This window comes from Ancylobacter sp. WKF20 (genome assembly GCF_029760895.1).
Taxonomy (GTDB): Bacteria; Pseudomonadota; Alphaproteobacteria; order Rhizobiales; family Xanthobacteraceae; genus Ancylobacter.
Genome location: NZ_CP121679.1, coordinates 872,835 through 890,983, shown reverse-complemented (window position 1 = coordinate 890,983; position 18,149 = coordinate 872,835). Strand labels below are relative to the sequence as shown.

Below are 18,149 nucleotides of genomic sequence, written 5' to 3'. Positions count from 1 at the left end.
CCCTTCTGAAGTTATGTCGTTGCCCTGAGGGGGCGATGGAGCGCCTTGGCAAAGATCGAGACAGATAGTTGCTCGCCGGGATCTGCGCGTCAGCATCCCATTCGTAACCGCCTCCACATCGTAGCCGGTTCAAGCGCGCGGACAGGGGCGCTGCCTTCAACGTAGTAGAATCTGCTCAAGCCATTTCGCATGAGCGAGAACGTGGTCGTCTTGCCCCGAAAGCGCGCATAGGTGGGTCGAGAGCGGCAAGCCGTCAGCCGTGAAGCCCGTGGGCAACGCCACACCCGGCATGTCGAGGAAGCTGGCGATCATCGTCAGGGCCAGGGTCGCGACATTGACCTCAGCGAAGCGCGCGGCATCCGCTTCCAGCGGGGCCAGCAGCGGGGCTGTATGTTTGACGGTCGGCAGGATCAGCATCGAGCCAGCGAGCTCAGCGCGCAGGCGCTGCATTTCCCGTGCGCGGATCGCGACGAGCTCCGCCGCCGCCTCGGCCGAGATGTGGGCGGCTCCGTCCAGCCGGCTTAGCACGCGGGCATCGACAAGGGCGCGCTTGGGGCCGGTCAGCGTGTCGATATGTAGCTGGCGCGCCTCATAGGCGCCAAGCCAGCCGAGAGTCGTAATGGCCTCGCGGGCACGGTGCCAGGCCTCGACGCGCTGGCGACGGATCGGCGCGTATGACGACACTCGTGCCAGAACATCCTCGACATGCGCGCGAACCGGCGCCGTGACCGCGGGGTCGTCCAGTATGGAATCGTCGACAACGAACTGCGGCGGCGTGAGCGGCAGGAGTCGCGGTGCAACCCCGCGCATCGCCGCGTCCATCGTCACGCAATCGGCGACACAGCTGGCAAGTGGCCCGAGGCTGTCGAGGCTGCCCGCCAGAGGAAACACGCCGGCCATGTCGTAACGCGCCTGCGAGGCCTTGTAGCCGACACACCCGGTAAAGGCGGCGGGCACCCGCACAGAACCGGCCGTGTCGGTGCCGACCGCTGCCGACACAATTGCGCGCTGGACGGCGACCGCCGAGCCGCTGGAGGAGCCGCCCGGCATGCGCGCGCTCCCCGGCAGGTCCGCGGTCGGCGTTCCGAAATGCGGGTTGGCGCCAAGGCCGGAAAAGGCGAATTCGCTGAGATTGGTCTTGCCGATCGGGATGAAGCCGAGGCGCCGTGTCGCCGCGACTACGGGCGCATCCACCGTCGCCGGCGGCACCTCGTCGCGGGTGCGCGAACCGGCGCTGGTGCGCGTGCCGGCAATGTCGAACAGGTCCTTCCACGCGATCGGGATGCCGTCATGGCGACTGAGCGGGCGCCCCTGCGTCCAGCGCTGGCGGGCAGCATGGGCGTCGGCAAGCGCCGTCTCCGCCATCAGCGTGATGAACACGGCGTCGGAGGCCCGCGCCCGCTCCAGCGCGCTCTCGACGAGCTGGACCGAATCGGTCCGGCCGGTGGCGAGATCGGCGGCGAGGTCGTCGAGGCTCTCGGGCATGATCGGCTCCGCGTCGAGTAAAGCTCACGACCGGCAGGGCAACGGCGCCGGCCGTGCACGCAAGCGCGTGTGTCAGACGTGACCGTACTTCGCCAGCGCATCGGCAAGCGAGAGGCCGCTGGCCAGTTCAGCACGGATGGCGACCTCGGTGCGGGTGAGGCGCTCGGCCTCGACGAGCACGGTCTCAACCACGCCGGCCGGAATGACGATCACGCCATCCTCGTCGCCGAGCAGGAAGTCGCCCGGGCAAACCTTGACGGTGCGGCTGGTGGCGCCGCGCATGACCACCGGAATTTGCCAGGCATTTACCTTCCAGCGACCGATCGACTGGGTCGGCGTGCGGTAGCGCGCGAAGACCGGAAAGCCGTGCTCGCCGATCCAGCGTATGTCGCGAATGCCGCCGTCGATCACCGCGCCGACGCTGCCGCGCTCCTTCATGCCGAGGGCGATCAGCTCGCCGAAATAGCACACGCCCTCGCCGTCGCCGCTCCACACGGTGATCTCGTCCGGGCCGACGCCGTGGCAGGCCTTCATCTTCTCGGCGTCGCCGCCGAGCGGATAGGGGGTCTTCTGGCCGCGGATCGTGTAGGCCCAGCCGGCAATGCGGTTGTTGTGCGCGGGATAGGGTGCGAAATCGGCGGAAAGGCTCTGGTCCATGAAGCCGAGCGTGTCGAGTACGTCGGCGACGTTCGAGGTGTCGACGGCAAGGTAGCGCTGGCGGATATCGGCCTTCTGCGCCGGGGTGAGGGCCGGCGCGTTGTCCGTGGTGGTCATCGGGGAGTCTCCCTAAGGTCAGATGTTCGGCAGATAGCCGCCGTCGACGCGGATCACCGAGCCGGTGATGTAGGCGGCGCGGGCGCTGGCGAGAAAGGCGACGGCATCGGCATATTCCTCCGGCGTGCCGTAGCGCCCGACGGGGATGGAGCCCGTGCTCTCGGCGATGATCTCGTCGACCGGCCGGCCCTCGCGCTTGGCCTTCTGCTCGTCGAGGAAGCGGATGCGGGCGGTGGCGATGCGGCCGGGCAGGATGATGTTGGCGGTGATGCCGTCGCCCGCCACCTCGCGCGCCAGCGTCTTCGACCAGCCGACAAGGGTGGAGCGCAGCGCGTTGGACACGCCGAGATTGGGGATTGGCGCCACCACGCCGGAAGAGGTGGAGGTGACGATGCGGCCCCATTTGCGCGCCCGCATGTTCGGCAGCACGCGATCGGTGAGATGGATGACCGACAGCACCATGGCGCGGAACTGCGCTTCCCAGTCTGCCGGCGCGACGCCGTGTGCGGGGCTCGGCGGCGGGCCGCCCGTGTTGTTGACGAGAATGTCGACCGGCCCGAGCGCCGCCTCGATCGCCGCGACGTGGCCGTCGCAGGCCTCGATGTCGGCGATGTTCCACAGCAGTGGCAGCGCGGCCCCTCCGCCGGCTTCAACCTCGGCCTGCGTGGCCTTCAGCGCGTCGGTATCGATGTCGGCGAGGGCGACCCTTGCCCCTTCCGCCGCCAATGTCCGGGCAATGGCACGGCCGAGCCCGCCGCCGGCGCCGAGAACCAGCGCCGCGCGTCCGTTCAGTTGCAGATCCATGGGAATGACCTTCTACGACCCGACCCGCAGCGGCGCGTTCAGCTTTCGCAGGTACGAGATGACCGAGAGCGCGGTGATGCGCCCGGTCTTGGGGTTGTCGGTGGGGATATTGGCGATCGACATGGTGAAGCTCGCCGAATCCGCGTCGACCTCGATCGTGTGAGTGTTGCGGGTGAGCGCGGGGTCGGCCCAGATCTCCAGCCGGGTACGGTCCGGCCCGATGCCGGCCAGCGCCAGCGCCACGGCGACGTTGAGATTGGCGGGGAAGCCGATGGCCGCCTCGCGCGGCGTGCCGTCGAAGACGCGCAGCGGCTCGGTGATGTCGTCAATGGCGATGTCGTGCTCGACCAGATAGGGCGCCCCGACGAGGCCCTTCACCGGCTTGCGGGTGATCATGCGCACCGAGCGGATGTCACCCTCCGCCGCCGCCGTCACGGCGTCGAGCCCCAGTAGGGCGCCGGTCGGCACCACGATCTGCCCGCCATGGGTACGAGCGAGTTCGACGAGTTCCTGATGCGAGAGGATCGCCCCGGAGGAGAGCACGATCACCGTCTTACCCGCCCTGAGGAAGGGTTCGGCGATGGCTGGCAGCAGCGCCGCCGGCGCGGATTCGACAACGATGTCGGCGAGTGCCTCCAGTTCCTCGACCGGCACGACGGGCACCGGGCGCCGCAGATGCGCCAGCCGCTCGGCCGCGCGCATACGGTCATGGGCGGAGACCGCGACGAGTGTGCAGCCGGGCAGGCCCTGGTCGAGGGCCTCAGCGACGCGCAGGCCGACCGCGCCGAGGCCGGCGATGGCGACGCGACGCACGCCCCTACTGTGATCGGTGGTGGCCGACATGCGTGCCGGCTCGGTGTCGGGAGAACTCATGACTGCGTGCCTTGCGTGGAAAGATCGCCGGGGGCGGGAAACAGCGTCGCGTAATGCTGCGCGCAGGCGCCCGCCGTGGTGAACCAGATGCGGTCGCGATGGCGGGCCAGCGCCTCCATCACCCTGCGGAACTGCCGGAGGCGGAAGGGCTGGCCGACGATGAAGCTGTGAATGGTGATGCCGTAGACGAGCGACTGGCGCTCGGATTGCGCCAGCATCTCCTCGAGATTGTCGATGGCCATGTCGGCGAAGGCGGTGGCGGTGCCGTCATGCAGCACCACCATGGGCACGTCGTTGACCTCGTGCGGATAGGGCATGGCGAGCAGCGGGCCGCCCTTTGTCGCCATCCACACCGGCTGGTCGTCGATCGGCCAGTCCAGCGTGTAGCCGTAGCCGGCCTGCGCCAGCAGATCCTCGGTGCGCGCACTCGGATGCGCGCCGGGGCTCATCCAGCCGGCGGGGGGCGCGCCCTCGGCTTCACGGATTCTGGCCGTCACCTCGGCGATGATCGCGCGCTCGCTCGCCTCATCCATGCCGTTCTGGTGCTCGGAATTGGTGCGGCCATGGGCGACGATCTCGTCGCCGCGTCGGCGGTGGGCGGCGACGAGTTCCGGGCAATGGTCGTAGCAGGCGCTGTTGAGCAGCACGGTCAGCGGCAGGCCATACTCCTCGAACAGTTCGATCAGCCGCCAGCCGCCGACGCGGTTGCCATATTCGCGCCAGCCCCAATTGTAGGAATTCGGATGGCTGAGCCCCGGCGAATAGGCGAGGCCGAGCCCGGAGCCATAGGAGAAATGCTCCACGCACAGCGCGACATAGACGGCGAGGCGCTTGCCGTCCGGCCAGGAGAAGTCCGGCCGGGCGGTGATGGGCGAATAGGCGAAGCGGTCATGGGACGGCAGCATGAAAGGGGCTCCAGAACGATCAGGGCCGATAGTCGGCGGGGGCGACGACGAGGCTGAGGTCGATGCTGCCGACATTGTCCGGCGTGACAAGCACGGCGGGTGTGACCACCTTCGCTTCCACCTTGCCCTTGGTCGCGGCGGCGACCGCTTGATCGAGCGCCGCCCTGCCCTGCGCCACGATCTGCTGGATCGAGGTGCAGGCGAGATCACCGTCCTTCAGCATCTGCTGGGCGGTGGGCGAGAGGTTGGAGGCCGACACCTTCACCGAACCCTTGCCGGCGCTCTTGAGCGCGGAGACCACACCGGCCGCCATGTCGTCGGTGGCGCTGTAGACGCCGGAGAGGTCCGGGAAGCGCTGGATCCAGTCGTCGGCGGTGGTCAGTGCGGCGTTGCGGTTGTCGGCGAGGCGCGACTCCGCGACGATCTTCACGTTCGGTGCCACCTTGGCCAGGGTGTCCTTGAAGCCCTGCGCCCGCAGGTCCGACCAGGCTTGGCCGCTCGGGCCGGCCATCATCGCCACCTCGCCCTTGCCGCCGATCGCCTTGGCCAGGCACTCGGCCTGAAGCTTGCCCATGTCGTAATGGTCGGCGCTGACCATGGCGGCGAGCTTGTCCGTGTTGGGCGGCGAGGAGATGCCGACCACGGGAATGCCGGCGGCTACCGCCCGCTCGACGATCGCCTTCACCGCGTCGCCATTGGTGGCGCCAACGATGATCGCATCGACCTTGCGCTGGATCAGATCCTGGATCTGCGAGATCTGCTGGCTCGAATTGGCATCGCCGCCGGCGCTCAGCGTGACGAGTTTCGCCTGGTCGGCCTTGGCGGCGGTATCGACGCCGTACAGCACGGAAATCCAGAAGGACGAGCCGAGATTTGGGACTGAGACCCCGATGACGGGTTCGGCGGCGAGGGCCGGCGCGCAGGCCGTCGACAGGAGCAGGGCGGCGAGAGAAGCGGCACGGAACAGCTTCATTGGAATGTCCCTTTTTGTTGGAAGGTTCTGGAAAGGCGGGAAAGAAGGACGCGCAGGCCCCTGTCCATCAGTCCTGAGGCGATGATCACGGCGCCGACGGCGATCTGGGCGAAGAAGGGCGAGACGCCGGACAGGTTCAGACCGGTGAGCACCACCTGGACGAAGGCCGCACCGGCCAGCACCGCCCACACATTGGCGCGTCCGCCCGCCAGAGCGGTGCCGCCGATTACCGCCGCAGCGATGGATTGCAGTTCCATGCCGGCGCCCTCGGTCGGCAGACCTGCGCCGGCGCGGGCCGCCATCAGCGCACCAGCGAGCCCGGCGAAGGCGCCGCAGAGCTGGTAGGCGCGCATTTCGATGCGCCAGGGAGACCCGCCGACCAGCGCGACCGCTTCCGGGTTCGAGCCGAGCATCAGGAGGCGCCGGCCAAGGACCAGGTGGCGAAGCAGCAGATGCGCGAAGAAGATGCAGGCGAGAGAAGTCCAGCCGAGGGGGGGCAGGCCGAGCACCGTGTCGAAGGCCAGCCCGGCCGTGTCCCCCGCCGCAAGGGGCACCACCTGTCCGTCACCGGTGACGAGAAGCGCGAGGCCCTTCACCGCCAGCACCGTGCCGAGCGTGGCGACAATCGGCTGAAAGCGGGCACGGCCGACCAGCCAGCCATTCACGGTGCCGCAAGCGAGGCCGACCGGCACGGCAAGAAGCAGCGCCGGCAAACCGAAGGCGTTCGCCGCCATCACGCCGAGCGTTCCCGACAAGGCGGCGACCGCGCCGACCGAGATGTCAAAACCGCGCACGGTGAGGGCAAACATCTGCCCGACCGCCAGCAGGGCGAGGATCCAGAGCTGGCCGGCAATGCTCAGTCCGTTGTCGAGCGTCAGGAAGCCGGGCGTGGCGAGGCCGAACAGAGCCGATGCCGCCAGAATAGAGGCGGGCGCGACGAGGAACCGGGCGCCGCTATCGCTGAGGGGCCTCATCGGTCGGCCCTCCCGGCGAGGCGCTTCAGCGCGCCCCAGTCCTTCTGCAGGCCGACCGACGCCAGCACTGCGAGGCCGAGCAGCACCAATTGCCAGGCGACGGGCAGGTTGATGAGAACCACGGCGTTGTTGAGCATGGCGACGGTGAGCACGCCGAACACGACCTGCAGCACATGCCCCCGCCCGCCCGACAGCGGCAGGCCGCCAATGGCGCAGGCTGCGATGGTCTCGAAGGCCAGATTTGGTGCGAGGGCCGGCTGGCCGGAGGCGACGCGGCTCGTCAGGATGATGGCTCCGACGGCGCAGAAGGCGCCGGCAACCACGTAGCCGAGCAGGGTGATGCGGGCGACATCGATCCCGGCGAGCCGGGCGGCCGGCGGATTGGCGCCGACATGGTACCAGAGCCGCCCGATCCGGCCGTGGGCCAGCAGCAGATGCAGCGCGAGGCAGGCGAGCATGGCCGTGAGGATCGAGACGGGAATGCCGAGGACGCGGCCACGCGCCGGCCAAGAGAAGACGGCGGAAGGCGGGGCATCAAGCGGCAGGCCGCCGACCAGCCAGGCGGCCGTGCCGGACGCCATCATCAGCGTGCCGAGGGTGACGATGACCGGCGGCAGCCCCATGCGCCCGACCAGCCAGCCATTCACTGCGCCGATGCCGATGACGGTCGCGCCGCCTGCGACCAGACCCCCGATCGGCCCGGCAGTGGGCAGCGTCATTACGGTCACGACGCTGGAGAGCGCCACGGAAGCACCGAACGAGAACTCGATGCCGCCGAGAATGATGACGATTGCCTGCCCGCAGGCGACGATGCAAAGGATGGCGGCGACGCGCAGCACGTTCTCGATATTACCGAGAGTGGCGAAGCGCGGCACGAACAGGCAGCACAGCAGGAACAGGCCGAGGCAGACCAGCGCCACCGCCGGCGGGCATTTGGTCCTCATGCCGCGGCGCTCCCGGACAGTACCGCCAGCAGCGCCGCGCGCGGGGCGTCCTGTGGCAGCTCGGCGGCAAGCCTGTGGTCACGCACCACGAGGTAGCGATGGGCCAGCACCATAAGCTCGTCGAGGTCGCTGGTCGCGATCAGGACCGCGATACCCGCTGCGGCGGCTTCGCGGATGGCATCGTGGATGACGCTGCGCGCCGCGACATCGACCCCGCGTGTCGGCTCCAGAAGGACCATCGCTTTCAGTCCCGGCAGAGCGAGGCATCGTGCGATGAGCAGCTTCTGCTGATTGCCGCCGCTGAAGGTCCGCGCGTCCGCCTCGGGATGCGCTGGGTGCAGCTTCAGGCGGCGGAGCAGCGGGTCGATCCGCTCCGCCTCCTCGGACGCGCGCAGCCAGCCAAGACGCGCCAGATGGCCAAGCGCTGAGACCGAGACGTTGCGCCGCGCCGAGAGCGGCGCGAACAGGCCGTCGACGTGACGATCGGCGGGGACATAGGCGATGCCGAGCGCCGCCGCCCGTCTGCGGTCGCCGGGTGTGAAGGCGTGGCCCGCCGCCGAAAGCTCTCCCGCGCCGTCCTGCGCGCCGGCCAGCCACGCGGCGAGGGTGAGCGCACCGGAGCCGATCAGGCCGGCCAGCCCGACGATCTCACCGGCATGGACCGTTACGTCGGTGCCGCCGCCTGCGTCGCGATGGCCGGCAAAACCCCGCCCGACCAGCACCGGCTCGGCACGCGCGCTGAGGCGTTCCGGTACGGCCTCGATCCCCGCTCCGAGCATGGCGTGGGTCAGTTCCTCGCGGCTGTGGCGACCAATGGGCGCGGCGTCGATCACCGTGCGGCCATCGCGCAATACGGTGACATCGTCGGCGAGCGCCTCGATCTCGTCGAAGCGATGGGAGATGAACAGCGCCGCCGTCCCGTTCGTGCAGAGCCGGCGCACAACGGCGAACAGCCGTTCGGCCTCGCCGGCATTGAGTGCGGCGGTCGGCTCGTCGAGCACCAGCACGCGGCAGTCGAGGCTGAGCGCGCGAGCCACCTCGACCAACTGGCGCTCGCCAAGCGACAATGTGCCAAGCGGCGCGGCAAGATCGACATCGAGACCGACCTCGGCCAGCCAGCCGCGGGCGCGGGCGGGATCGACGAGATGCCACCTCGCCCAGAGTCCGCCGCCGCCGGCCAGAGCGAACGCCGAGAGATTCTCATGCACACTCAATTCCGGGAACAGGCTGAGGTGCTGGTGGATCGGTACGATGCCGGCACGGATCGCCTGCGTCACGGAGCCGAAGGCGGCGGGTGCGCCGTTCAGATCGAGGCGGCCGGCATCGGGCGTCACCGCGCCGACAAGGATCTTGACCATTGTGGACTTTCCCGCGCCGTTCTCGCCAAGCAGCGCATGCACGCGCCCGCGCCGTAGGGTAAGCCGCGCATCGCGCAACGCGCAGGTTGCGCCATAGGTTTTGGCGATGCCGGTGGCGAGGAGCGCTTCATCGGATGCGGGCATGGGAATCCTCGCCCGGACGCCGTGGGTCCGAGGTGCGTGCGACGATGGTGGCTGGCCGGTGGAAATCGGGTGCCGCTACGATGCCGGGCGGGTGGGCCTGTCACAAACGATTTGTTCGGCACTCATGCATGATCTATGTTCATGCATGATGGGGGTGCTGGATGAGAAAGAGGCGACTGCCGCCTTTGAATGCGTTGAAGGGGTTCGAGGCCGCGGCGCGTCATCTCTCCTTCACTCGTGCGGCCGACGAGCTTCATCTCACCCAGGGCGCGGTCAGCCGGCAGGTGAAGGAACTCGAGGTCGAACTCGGTCAGGACCTGTTCGTGCGCCATACAAGGCGCATCGAGCTCACCGCCGAGGGCGAGCAGTTCTACCGCGTGGTGGAAGGGGTCTTCGACGATCTGGAGCGCGCCGCCTTGCGCCTGACGCGCCGGCGCAGTGATCCCGCCATCACCATCAGCGCGCTTCCAACCATCGCCACGGTCTGGCTGATGCCCCGGCTGCACCTGCTGGTCGCCCGCCATCCGGAAATCGAGGCGCGTATCGTCTCCTCGATCGATGCGGCGGACCTGCTCGCCCATGATGCCGACATCGCCATTCGGGTCGGTCGCCTGCCGGGCCGCCGCTATGAGCGCAACCAACCTCGCATCGAGCTGCCCATGGTCACGCGCTGGGACGGCGTGCACGCGGACGAACTATTCCCGGATCGGCTCGTACCGGTCTGCGCGCCGGCGCTGTTGACCGGCGCCGTGGGCGAGGCGGCCGATCTCCTCGCCTATCCGCTGATCCACACCTCAACGCGACGTTATGCCTGGCCCGACTGGTTGCGGGCCAATGGCTTGCGCTACGAGGCGGAGAGCGATCCGCACCTGCAGTTCGGGCATTTCTTCATGGCGCTCGACGCGGCGCGGCAGGGCCGCGGCATCGCCTTGGTGCCCGATATCCTCCTGGCGCAGGAGGAAGGTGAGCGGGGCCTTTGCATTCCCTATTCCAGCGAGATTGCGAGTGCCGGAGAATATTACCTACTCATCCATGAATCTCGGATGGAGGATAGCCGGGTGCAAATCTTCCGATCATGGGTTCTCGACGAAGCGGTGACTTTGCGCACACGCAGCTTCACGCCAATGACTGAATAACTCTTCGTCACTTCCCATGTAGCCGCTTCGTATCCTCCAGAGCTTGTCAGATCGTCGCGCGGGAAGAACATTCGCGTATTGCCCAGCGCCAAGTCAGTTTCTGCTGACGTTGCCCCTTATTTGCCCTCGTTCATAACTGGACTCTGTTCTCGATGTGGTCCGTCCTGGACCGGGTTGCAAACTCGTTTGCGGTGAGGCCGCCAAGGCTCGTGTGCGGCCGGTGGGCATTGTAGTCCATCCTCCATTCTTCGATCAGCCTGCAAGCGGTCGGCAGGTTATGGAACATGTGCTCGTTCAGACATTCGTCCCGGAAGCGACCATTCAGGCTCCCGACAAGCCCGTTCTGCATCGGCTTGCCTGGCGCAATGTAGTGCCACTCGACCTGGCTATCCTCCTGCCATTGCAGGATTGCCCGCGATGTCAGCTCGGTGCCGTTGTCGCTGACGACCATCAGCGGCCGGCCGCGAAGGTCGATGAGGGCATCGAGTTCGCGGGCGACCCGTTGGCCGGAGAGCGAGGTGTCGACGACAAGCGCCAGGCATTCGCGGGTGTCCGCTTGAGGCAGACGCCGAAAGTCCCGCTATGCGCATTGCTCACCCAGGAGCCGACAGTCCGGTTACGGCCCCGTAGCCGCCTGTCAGCAAGGCGCCCCGATTGCGGACATTCGGGTTCGAATGGGCGGATCCCCAAAAGCGGACGAACATCATTGCGATAGCCTCACGATCAAAAGATAGTTCGAATCGCGCCGGGCGCGCCAGCACTGCCAACTTTACTCCGTGGTGCGACTTAGTCGCCGCGACCCCTCTGTGGAGGGTAGAGGCTCTATCAACAAAACTCTGCTCTCTTGTTCCACGCAGAAAATGCGCGGTTCTGCGGCTGGAAAGCCGCGCGCCGGCTATTCCAGCGTGCCGGTAATCGCCAGCACGGATTCCAGCGCCTCATCGGCCTGAAGCAGCTGGCGGCGGATGCGGGCGTGATCGCGCTCGGCATGGCGCTGAGCGAGGCGCATGGCGAGGCGGGCAAGGCGCGCAGAGCCCCATCGCGCGGCGAGCCTCGCAGCAAGGCGCACCGACAGCAGCGGGCAGTCGGCCAGAAGCTTGTCCTCAAGCGACAGCACCGCGACGAACACGCCGGGGTCGCCCTGACGCGCGGTGCGGCCCGCGAGCTGGCGGTCGACACGGGCAGAATCGTGCCGCTCCGTCATCAACACCAGCAGCCCACCCCGCTGGGCGACGCCCGGGCCGAGCGGAATGTCGGTACCGCGGCCGGCCATATTGGTCGCGACCGTAACCTGCCCGGCATGGCCCGCCTTCTCGACGATGCTGACCTCCGCGGCCTCGTCAGTGGCGTTGAGCACCTGATGGACCACACCGGCCTCGCTCAGATGGTGACTGGCCTCCAGCGAGGCCGCGACAGAGCGCGTGCCGATGAGCAGGGGCACCTGCTGGCGCTGGAAACGCGCGGCGATTTGGGCGACCGTCCTCCAGCGCTCCTGCGAACGTGGAAGGATGACATCCGTGACCAACTTCCGCCGTGGTGGTTTGTGTGTCGGAATCCGCGCGATGCGCAGGCCATAAACCTCCCAGAGTTCGCCCGCCACCTCCGCCACCGTGCCCGACATACCGCACAAATGCTCGTAGCGGCGGAAGAGACGTTGATAGGTCATGCGGGCCAGCGTGCGACGGCGCGGGGAGAGGGATACGCCCTCCTTCAGTTCCACGAGCTGGTGAAGCCCATCGCTCCAGAAGCGTTCGGCCATGATGCGGCCGGTGTACTCATCGACGATTTCCACCTTGCCGTCACGGACGATGTACTGCTCGCCCCGCAGCATCACATGCAGCGCGGTCAGCGCCTTGACCACCACATCCTCGCGCAGCACCTGGTTGAGCCAGAGGCCGCCCCGCGCCGCCGCCTCGCCATCCAGACGCTTGCGACCAACCTCGGTAAGGTCGATCCGGCTCTGATGGGCGACGAGGACGTAGTCGTGCCCTGCCCTCAGAGCTTGGGCCACCGCCAGCGCCTGGCGAAGCAATTCCGCCTCGGCAGCGGATTCAACCTCCCCGGAGAGGATGAGCGGCGTTCGCGCCTCGTCGATCAGCACGCTGTCGGCCTCATCGACAATCGCGACATGCAAACCCCGCAACAGAAGATCACGGCCGGGCGCATCGCCACCCGTCCCCATCCCGGCGAAACGCATCTTGCGGCGCAGATTGCCGCCGGCTCCGGCAAGGACCAGCCGATCCTTGAGGTGATCGAACGCCAGTTCCTTATTGGTGCAGTAGGTCACGTCGCAGGCATAGGCCGCGCGCCGTGCCTCCCGCTCCATGCCGGCGGCGACGACACCGACGGAGAGGCCGAAGAAGCCGAAGATGGGCGCGAGCTTTTCCGCATCGCGGCGGGCGAGATAGTCGTTCACCGTCACCACATGCACCGGCTTGCCGGCGAGCGCCGCTGTGACCGCGGCGAGCGTGGCGGTGAGCGTCTTGCCCTCGCCTGTGTTCATCTCGGCGACCATACCGCTCATCAGGGCAAACCCGCCCATGAGCTGGACATCATGATGCTTCATGCCGAGCGTGCGGCCGGAAACCTCCCTCACCAGAGCGAAGGTCGCGGCGATATCCTCCATCGCCGGGCTCCGGCTGCGCCGCAGTCGCCCCGCCATAGCCCGCGCGCGGCTGGCGACCTCATCTTCACCCACCCCCTCCAACTCGGCCGCGGCGGCATGAACCAGGGGCACGATGCGGGCGAGCTGCGCCTGCCGTCGGCCGGCAAAGTGGGGAATGACCAAGCCTTCAAGGCGCTTGAGCAGCCGGTCGGCCCGGCGCGGCGGCTCGCTGGAACGCTCGGCATAGAGCACTGGGCTTGGCAGGGGCCCCATCGCCCATCCATCAACCGGCTCAGACATCGAAATGCCGCAGGAAGAGCTGGCGCAGGTCCCGTATCCAGCGAAGGGCGATCGGCTCCGGGGGATGCTGGAAGCGCACATAAGCCCGCATGCCGAGCGGCGCGTCATCGCGCAGGCCGCTGACGCGTAGATCCACCTCGAACAGCGTGTCGAGTGGCTTCAGCCGGCCCGGCATATTCGGGTCGACCAGCAGGCTGCCACCGCCCCCCGGCGCGAGCACTGGATGTGGCAGCTCCGTCACCGCAGCCGGCACCTGGCGCTCGATCTGCGCCGGAAGGCTACGGGATTTGTCCGCGGCAAGGCGGACGGCGACGGCGCTGGTATGGCGCAGCACAAGGTCAATCTCGCTCTGCGGCACGAAGGCCCGCACGACCGGCCCCTCCCCGCTGACGACATAGCCGACCACGTCGCCCTTGCGGGGGTAGCGGCCCATCAGGTCGGTGGCGTCAAGCAGCCGAAGCCGGCCTTCGGCCGGGGATAGCAGGGCCAGATCGTCGATTTGGCGGCGCATATCGGCAAGCTGTGCTTCGCTTTCGCGGATCTGCTCGCGCAGGATGTTGCCGCCGACCCGGTCCGTCAGGTCGAGCGCCTCCAGCTTGATGCGCAGTTCCTCCAGCTGCTTCTCGGCGATGCGCGCCTTGATCGCGAGGACGGGATCATAGAGGTCGATCAGCGGGGCCTGAGCATCCACCTTGCTCCCATCGCCGGCCGGCACGGCGGCAACCACGCCCGGGCTGCGCACGCGCACCGTCGCCGCATCGTCGGCGACCCACACCACGCCTTGCGCGAGGGTGGCATAGGGGAGCGGCACAGCGAGGAGCAGCACAAGAAGGATTCCGACGCCGAGCCCGCTCACTATGACCGCGCGTCGGCGATGCGCCCCGAGCCGCGGATCGGCCAGCACATAGTGCAGCCCTTTCATCAGTGGCCAGACAATTGCCGTCACAAGGCTGGCGATGGCCAGCGGCACGCCGATCAGTAAGAAATGCGTGGCGATGAACAGCGCCACACCTACCATCACCAGCGTGCGATAGATGAAGGAGGCAACCGCGTAGACGACGAAGATCAGCGGCTCGCCCGGCGCCTCCACCGGCGATTCGAGGTCCGGCAGACCGAACAGCCGGTGCTGGATCAGATGCATGATGTAGCGATTGGACCGCTGGGCGAGATTGGGCACCTCGATCAGGTCGCTCAGCACATAATAGCCGTCGAAGCGCAGCAGCGGGTTGGCGTTGAAGACGAGCGTCGAGACTGAGCAGGTCAGCACCACGTTGAACGCCACCGCGCGGACAAGGCTCGGCTCCGCCAGCACCCAGACGATCATGCCGAGGGCGGCAATCGCCAGCTCGACAATGATCCCTGCCCCGCCCACCACGGCCCTGCGGCCGCGTTCGCGAAAGGCGGTCGAGGCCGAGGCATCGACATAGGGCACCGGCATGAAGGCCAACAGCATGACGCCGAGCTCATGCACCTCCCCGCCCCACATCTTGGTCGCGTAGCCGTGCCCAAGCTCGTGAACGAGCTTCACGATGGGAAAGATCAGCAAGGCGAGCGCGATGTTTTGCGCCAGAAACTCGGTCTCGAACACGGACGCCATCAGGGCGTCCCAGTTCACTGCCGCCAGCACCGCGCCAATGAGCACCAGAACGCTCCAGGCAACCAGCGCCCAGCGCGTGAAGAGCGGCCGCAGAAAGGGCAATGTGGCGGTCAGGAACCGGTCGGGATCCACCAGCGGAAGACGGATCGCCAGCGGATTGCGCACCCGGGACCACATGTCCTGACGGCTCTTGGCACGCTCGCGCTCGGTGAGATCGTCGAGATGAGGCGCAGTGCCGCCAGTCGTCAGGTCGGCAGCGTGCAGCAGGGAGAGCAGCCGCACCACGTCCTCCTGCGTTGGCTGCTGGGCGCCCATCCGCTCGCACACGGCGAGCCATATCTCCTCAACCGTCCGTCTCCCATCCATCAGGCAGACAAGGTGATAGGCGGCTGTCGACAGGCGGTGGAACCGACCCGACTGGGTGTCCTGCACGACATGCCAGACGGTACCGCGGAAGCTCTGCCGGTGGATCTGCACATGCGCGCGCAGCCGAGGGCGCAGCCCGCAGACGCGGTACCAGGAGGGGCTGTGGTGGGAAACGGCCATGAATGCCCTGCCTGATCAGGGAATCCAGCGCCAGAGCGCGAGACGCATCCAATCGATGGCGCTGCGCAACCAGATCCAGATAACCCGGCGCTCGCCGACCTCGATCTTGGCGACACCACGCATGCCCGGCCGCAGCTCCTGCGTGGCGCCGTCGGGCGTCGCCTCGACCCGGAAACGGTTGCGTCCCTCCGCCGCCTCGGCGACCGAGGTGATGCGGGCGAGCGTCAAAGGGAAGGTTTCTCCCGGCAGGGCGGCGAGCACAAGTTCACCCTTCTGCCCGGGCCGCAGTTCGCCAAGCTGCGTCTCATCCACATGCAGCACGATGCGGTAGCCACCGTCGGGGATGACCTCGAACAGTACCTGCCCACGCTGCACCGCCGCGCCGATGGATTGGGAATGATCACCGGACACGATCAACCCATCGAAGGGCGCGGTGATCCGGGCCCGCTGTATCTGGGCATCGATCAGCTGAATTTGCGCATCGGCCTGCTCGATTTGATTGGTCAGCAGGCGCAGTTCGCTGCGGTTGCGCTCGCCTAGGGCGCGCTCATACTCGAAAGCGAGCCGCTGGCGTTCCGTCGCCCAGCGGAGCCGCTCCAGCACCAGTTCACGATCGTCGAGCCGCGCGAGTTCGTCGCCCTCGCGCACTTGGTCGCCGGCCCGCACCGGAGCTTCGCGCAGGAAACCGTCGAAGCCGGCCGTCATGGCACGCTGCACCCGCCCCTCGATCAGCGCATCGGCTGTCGCGCGGTAGCTGCCATACCAGAAGGTGAAGAGCAGCAGGAGAAGCACAGCCCCCGCCGCAAACGCCTTGCGCAGGGCATGGCGCGGCCCGGTGAACCTGCCGATCTCCGCCAGCAGCGCATCCCAGGCCTTGACCGCCAGCGGCCGGTCATTCAGCCGCTTTTCCTCAATGATCGGTGCAAGCGCAGTGGCCAACAGGTCGATCAGCCGCACATCCTCGGCGGCGAAGGCGTCACTCCCCGACCTCTCCAGCGTGATCGCCCCGATGAAGCCATCGCGCAGCGGCATCGGCACGGTCAGCACCGTCGCGGCGCCATGGCCCCGCATCAGCTGCTCATGCATCCGGCTGGCGACCAGCGACCCCGGCGGCGCGGGCACCTGCACCAGCGCGCGCTGGTCAATCGCCTCGTCCATCGCCTCGCCGATGAGGCGCACGAGGTTCATGTCCTTGCCGAAGCTCGCGCTGTGGGAGATCGCAAGCACCGTGGCGTGATTGCCCCGGACGATGCCCACGGAGACGCGCTCGCAGCCAAAGCGCTCCGCCAGCTCGATGGCAAGGCTGCGTACGCTTGCCTTGAGGCCATGAGGTTCAAGCGCCGCGGCCAGAAGATCCAGCAGCGCGCGTCCGGCGGAATCGCCGGCGCGCAGCGCGTCGAGCCGCCCGCCCGCCTGCCATTCCCGCAGCCAGGCGACGCCCCATTGCATGTGCCGCATGGCGAGGCGCAGGGCTTCGGGGGAGCGCGGCTCAAGGCGAAGCGCGACACCGCCGAACGCCTGTCCATCGAGCATCAGCGGAAAGGCGAGCAGAACCGTCGCCGCGCCCGCCCCGTCCTCCGCCTCATCCTTGACCATGCCGCGCGTACGGGTGCGGACGCTGGCGGCGGCTTCCACGGGATAGGACGCGCGCGAACCGGGCGGCCAGAAAACGGAGACCGACACGCCAACCGCTGCGTCGAGCGTCACCGTGGCGGCCGCCACATCGCCAATCAGCGCGCATTGCAGCGAAAGCCACGCCTCCAGCCAGGGACGCAGCTGCGTGACGTCGGAAAGGGCGCGCGTGCCCGCCTCGGCGCCCAGAAGCTGCCAGCCTTCGCTCTCGGCGAAGGCCTCCGGGCCGTGACGATCCCGCGGCAGACTGTGAAGCACGGGCGCCGATCTCCCCTGCGCCGTCAGGCCGCGCTCTTGTCGTAAGCGTCTGCGCCAGTCTCTGCGGCCGTCGCTTCATTTGCCTTCAGCTTGGCCGACAGCGTCTGCGTCGCGCCGACGCTGAACAGATGCGCGTAGATCGCGCCCAGTAGGTTCAGCCGCCGCAGCTCCAGCAGCGCCGCGTCGGGCAGAGCCGCGAACTTGGCCTCGTCGACGATCGACAACCCGTGAATGCTCGCGCTCGGGCCATTGGCGCCCTGCACATCGATGGTCACGCTGCGCAGAAGGTCGAATTCCTGCAGCTTGCTGCCCAGAAGCTCGGTGCGCTTGGCGGAAGTGGCGTAGTCCGTCACCAGCTTCACCATGGCGTTCAGAGCCGGCGTCGCCTTGCCCTCCGCGTCGAACAGCGCCTGCCCGTCCTCATCCGGGGCGAAGCCGGCAAAGCCCGTATCAACGCAGACAAGCGGATCGCCCCCCTGCCGCTCGCCCAGAATGAAGGGATAGCGGCGCAGATAGGCCGGCAGATAGGTGCCGGTCCACCGACCTTGCGCATCCACGAACAGGTTGCTCTGCGGCTTCAACCCGCACAGAAACACCGCCGCATACCGCGTGCCGGCCGGTGCGAACACCACCGGGATTTCCCGCGCTGCCGCCGCGAACTCGTCGACCACCGCCGGAATGAGATGCGCCCCGGCGGCGAAGGCGAAGGGAGCCTGCGCCGTGGCGATGCGGTGGGAGCGGTGCGCCTGGCTGTCGAGCGGCACCACCGAAGAATAAAACAGCGGCAGGTCGGACATATCTCGTCGATCCGTTTCTTGAGAACCGTAAGGCCGGGGACAGG

General features: G+C 67.8%; 14 protein-coding genes and 1 pseudogene. 1 reads left to right on the top strand and 14 read right to left on the bottom strand.

Features of this window, described 5'->3' with window-relative positions:
* Window positions 1-156: 156 nt before the first annotated feature.
* From AncyloWKF20_RS04025 to AncyloWKF20_RS03985, 9 genes are all read right to left on the bottom strand, one after another.
* A complete protein-coding gene (locus AncyloWKF20_RS04025) occupies window positions 157-1,485 on the bottom strand; it encodes an amidase family protein (RefSeq protein WP_279316630.1) in 1,329 nt (442 codons plus the stop codon).
* Window positions 1,486-1,557: 72 nt separating this feature from the next.
* Window positions 1,558-2,259 (bottom strand): RraA family protein, encoded by a 702-nt coding sequence (locus AncyloWKF20_RS04020; protein ID WP_279316629.1) that lies wholly within the window; start codon window positions 2,257-2,259, stop codon window positions 1,558-1,560.
* Window positions 2,260-2,277: 18 nt separating this feature from the next.
* Entirely contained in the window at window positions 2,278-3,063 is a 786-nt protein-coding gene (locus AncyloWKF20_RS04015; protein ID WP_279316628.1) for an SDR family oxidoreductase, read from the bottom strand.
* Window positions 3,064-3,075: 12 nt separating this feature from the next.
* Window positions 3,076-3,906 carry an aspartate dehydrogenase gene (locus AncyloWKF20_RS04010; protein ID WP_279317875.1) on the bottom strand — a complete coding sequence of 277 codons (831 nt, stop codon included), beginning with the start codon at window positions 3,904-3,906 and terminating at the stop codon, window positions 3,076-3,078.
* A 26-nt stretch (window positions 3,907-3,932) separates the two neighbouring features.
* Complete coding sequence (locus AncyloWKF20_RS04005; protein ID WP_279316627.1) at window positions 3,933-4,841, bottom strand: polysaccharide deacetylase family protein; 909 nt, start codon at window positions 4,839-4,841, stop codon at window positions 3,933-3,935.
* Between the two features lie 19 nt (window positions 4,842-4,860).
* Window positions 4,861-5,814, bottom strand: coding sequence for a TMAO reductase system protein TorT (locus AncyloWKF20_RS04000; protein ID WP_279316626.1), 954 nt, complete (start codon window positions 5,812-5,814; stop codon window positions 4,861-4,863).
* On the bottom strand, window positions 5,811-6,788 hold the full coding sequence (locus AncyloWKF20_RS03995; RefSeq protein ID WP_279316625.1) for an ABC transporter permease: 978 nt from the start codon (window positions 6,786-6,788) through the stop codon (window positions 5,811-5,813). Before AncyloWKF20_RS03995 ends, AncyloWKF20_RS04000 begins: the two co-directional genes overlap by 4 nt.
* Window positions 6,785-7,732 carry an ABC transporter permease gene (locus tag AncyloWKF20_RS03990; RefSeq protein ID WP_279316624.1) on the bottom strand — a complete coding sequence of 316 codons (948 nt, stop codon included), beginning with the start codon at window positions 7,730-7,732 and terminating at the stop codon, window positions 6,785-6,787. Before AncyloWKF20_RS03990 ends, AncyloWKF20_RS03995 begins: the two co-directional genes overlap by 4 nt.
* A complete protein-coding gene (locus AncyloWKF20_RS03985; protein WP_279316623.1) occupies window positions 7,729-9,234 on the bottom strand; it encodes a sugar ABC transporter ATP-binding protein in 1,506 nt (501 codons plus the stop codon). The genes AncyloWKF20_RS03990 and AncyloWKF20_RS03985 overlap by 4 nt, the downstream gene beginning before the upstream one ends.
* 185 nt (window positions 9,235-9,419) lie before the next feature.
* On the opposite strand from AncyloWKF20_RS03985, the gene AncyloWKF20_RS03980 reads away from it, so the two are divergent.
* Window positions 9,420-10,370 (top strand): LysR substrate-binding domain-containing protein, encoded by a 951-nt coding sequence (locus AncyloWKF20_RS03980; RefSeq protein WP_279316622.1) that lies wholly within the window; start codon window positions 9,420-9,422, stop codon window positions 10,368-10,370.
* Between the two features lie 130 nt (window positions 10,371-10,500).
* Here the strand turns inward: AncyloWKF20_RS03980 and AncyloWKF20_RS03975 are convergent.
* The 5 genes and pseudogenes from AncyloWKF20_RS03975 to AncyloWKF20_RS03955 form a co-directional block, all read right to left on the bottom strand.
* Window positions 10,501-10,920: pseudogene (locus AncyloWKF20_RS03975) on the bottom strand (integrase core domain-containing protein); the annotation flags it as partial.
* A gap of 345 nt (window positions 10,921-11,265) precedes the next feature.
* Window positions 11,266-13,248 carry a prepilin peptidase gene (locus tag AncyloWKF20_RS03970; RefSeq protein WP_279316621.1) on the bottom strand — a complete coding sequence of 661 codons (1,983 nt, stop codon included), beginning with the start codon at window positions 13,246-13,248 and terminating at the stop codon, window positions 11,266-11,268.
* A 19-nt stretch (window positions 13,249-13,267) separates the two neighbouring features.
* Window positions 13,268-15,418, bottom strand: coding sequence for a PqqD family peptide modification chaperone (locus AncyloWKF20_RS03965; protein ID WP_279316620.1), 2,151 nt, complete (start codon window positions 15,416-15,418; stop codon window positions 13,268-13,270).
* Between the two features lie 15 nt (window positions 15,419-15,433).
* The gene (locus AncyloWKF20_RS03960) at window positions 15,434-17,308 is read right to left on the bottom strand and encodes an HlyD family efflux transporter periplasmic adaptor subunit (protein ID WP_279316618.1); all 1,875 of its coding nucleotides are present in this window, start codon (window positions 17,306-17,308) and stop codon (window positions 15,434-15,436) included.
* A 23-nt stretch (window positions 17,309-17,331) separates the two neighbouring features.
* A complete protein-coding gene (locus AncyloWKF20_RS03955; protein ID WP_279316617.1) occupies window positions 17,332-18,105 on the bottom strand; it encodes a SapC family protein in 774 nt (257 codons plus the stop codon).
* Between the last annotated feature and the right edge of the window lie 44 nt (window positions 18,106-18,149).

Excerpts from the sequence above, each read along its gene's own strand:
- AncyloWKF20_RS04025 (WP_279316630.1), bottom strand. The coding sequence starts at position 1,485 with ATGCCCGAGAGCCTCGACGACCTCGCCGCCGATCTCGCCACCGGCCGG.
- AncyloWKF20_RS04020 (WP_279316629.1), bottom strand. The coding sequence starts at position 2,259 with ATGACCACCACGGACAACGCGCCGGCCCTCACCCCGGCGCAGAAGGCC.
- AncyloWKF20_RS04015 (WP_279316628.1), bottom strand. The coding sequence starts at position 3,063 with ATGGATCTGCAACTGAACGGACGCGCGGCGCTGGTTCTCGGCGCCGGC.
- AncyloWKF20_RS04010 (WP_279317875.1), bottom strand. The coding sequence starts at position 3,906 with ATGTCGGCCACCACCGATCACAGTAGGGGCGTGCGTCGCGTCGCCATC.
- AncyloWKF20_RS04005 (WP_279316627.1), bottom strand. The coding sequence starts at position 4,841 with ATGCTGCCGTCCCATGACCGCTTCGCCTATTCGCCCATCACCGCCCGG.
- AncyloWKF20_RS04000 (WP_279316626.1), bottom strand. The coding sequence starts at position 5,814 with ATGAAGCTGTTCCGTGCCGCTTCTCTCGCCGCCCTGCTCCTGTCGACG.
- AncyloWKF20_RS03995 (WP_279316625.1), bottom strand. The coding sequence starts at position 6,788 with ATGAGGCCCCTCAGCGATAGCGGCGCCCGGTTCCTCGTCGCGCCCGCC.
- AncyloWKF20_RS03990 (WP_279316624.1), bottom strand. The coding sequence starts at position 7,732 with ATGAGGACCAAATGCCCGCCGGCGGTGGCGCTGGTCTGCCTCGGCCTG.
- AncyloWKF20_RS03985 (WP_279316623.1), bottom strand. The coding sequence starts at position 9,234 with ATGCCCGCATCCGATGAAGCGCTCCTCGCCACCGGCATCGCCAAAACC.
- AncyloWKF20_RS03970 (WP_279316621.1), bottom strand. The coding sequence starts at position 13,248 with ATGGGGCCCCTGCCAAGCCCAGTGCTCTATGCCGAGCGTTCCAGCGAG.
- AncyloWKF20_RS03965 (WP_279316620.1), bottom strand. The coding sequence starts at position 15,418 with ATGGCCGTTTCCCACCACAGCCCCTCCTGGTACCGCGTCTGCGGGCTG.
- AncyloWKF20_RS03955 (WP_279316617.1), bottom strand. The coding sequence starts at position 18,105 with ATGTCCGACCTGCCGCTGTTTTATTCTTCGGTGGTGCCGCTCGACAGC.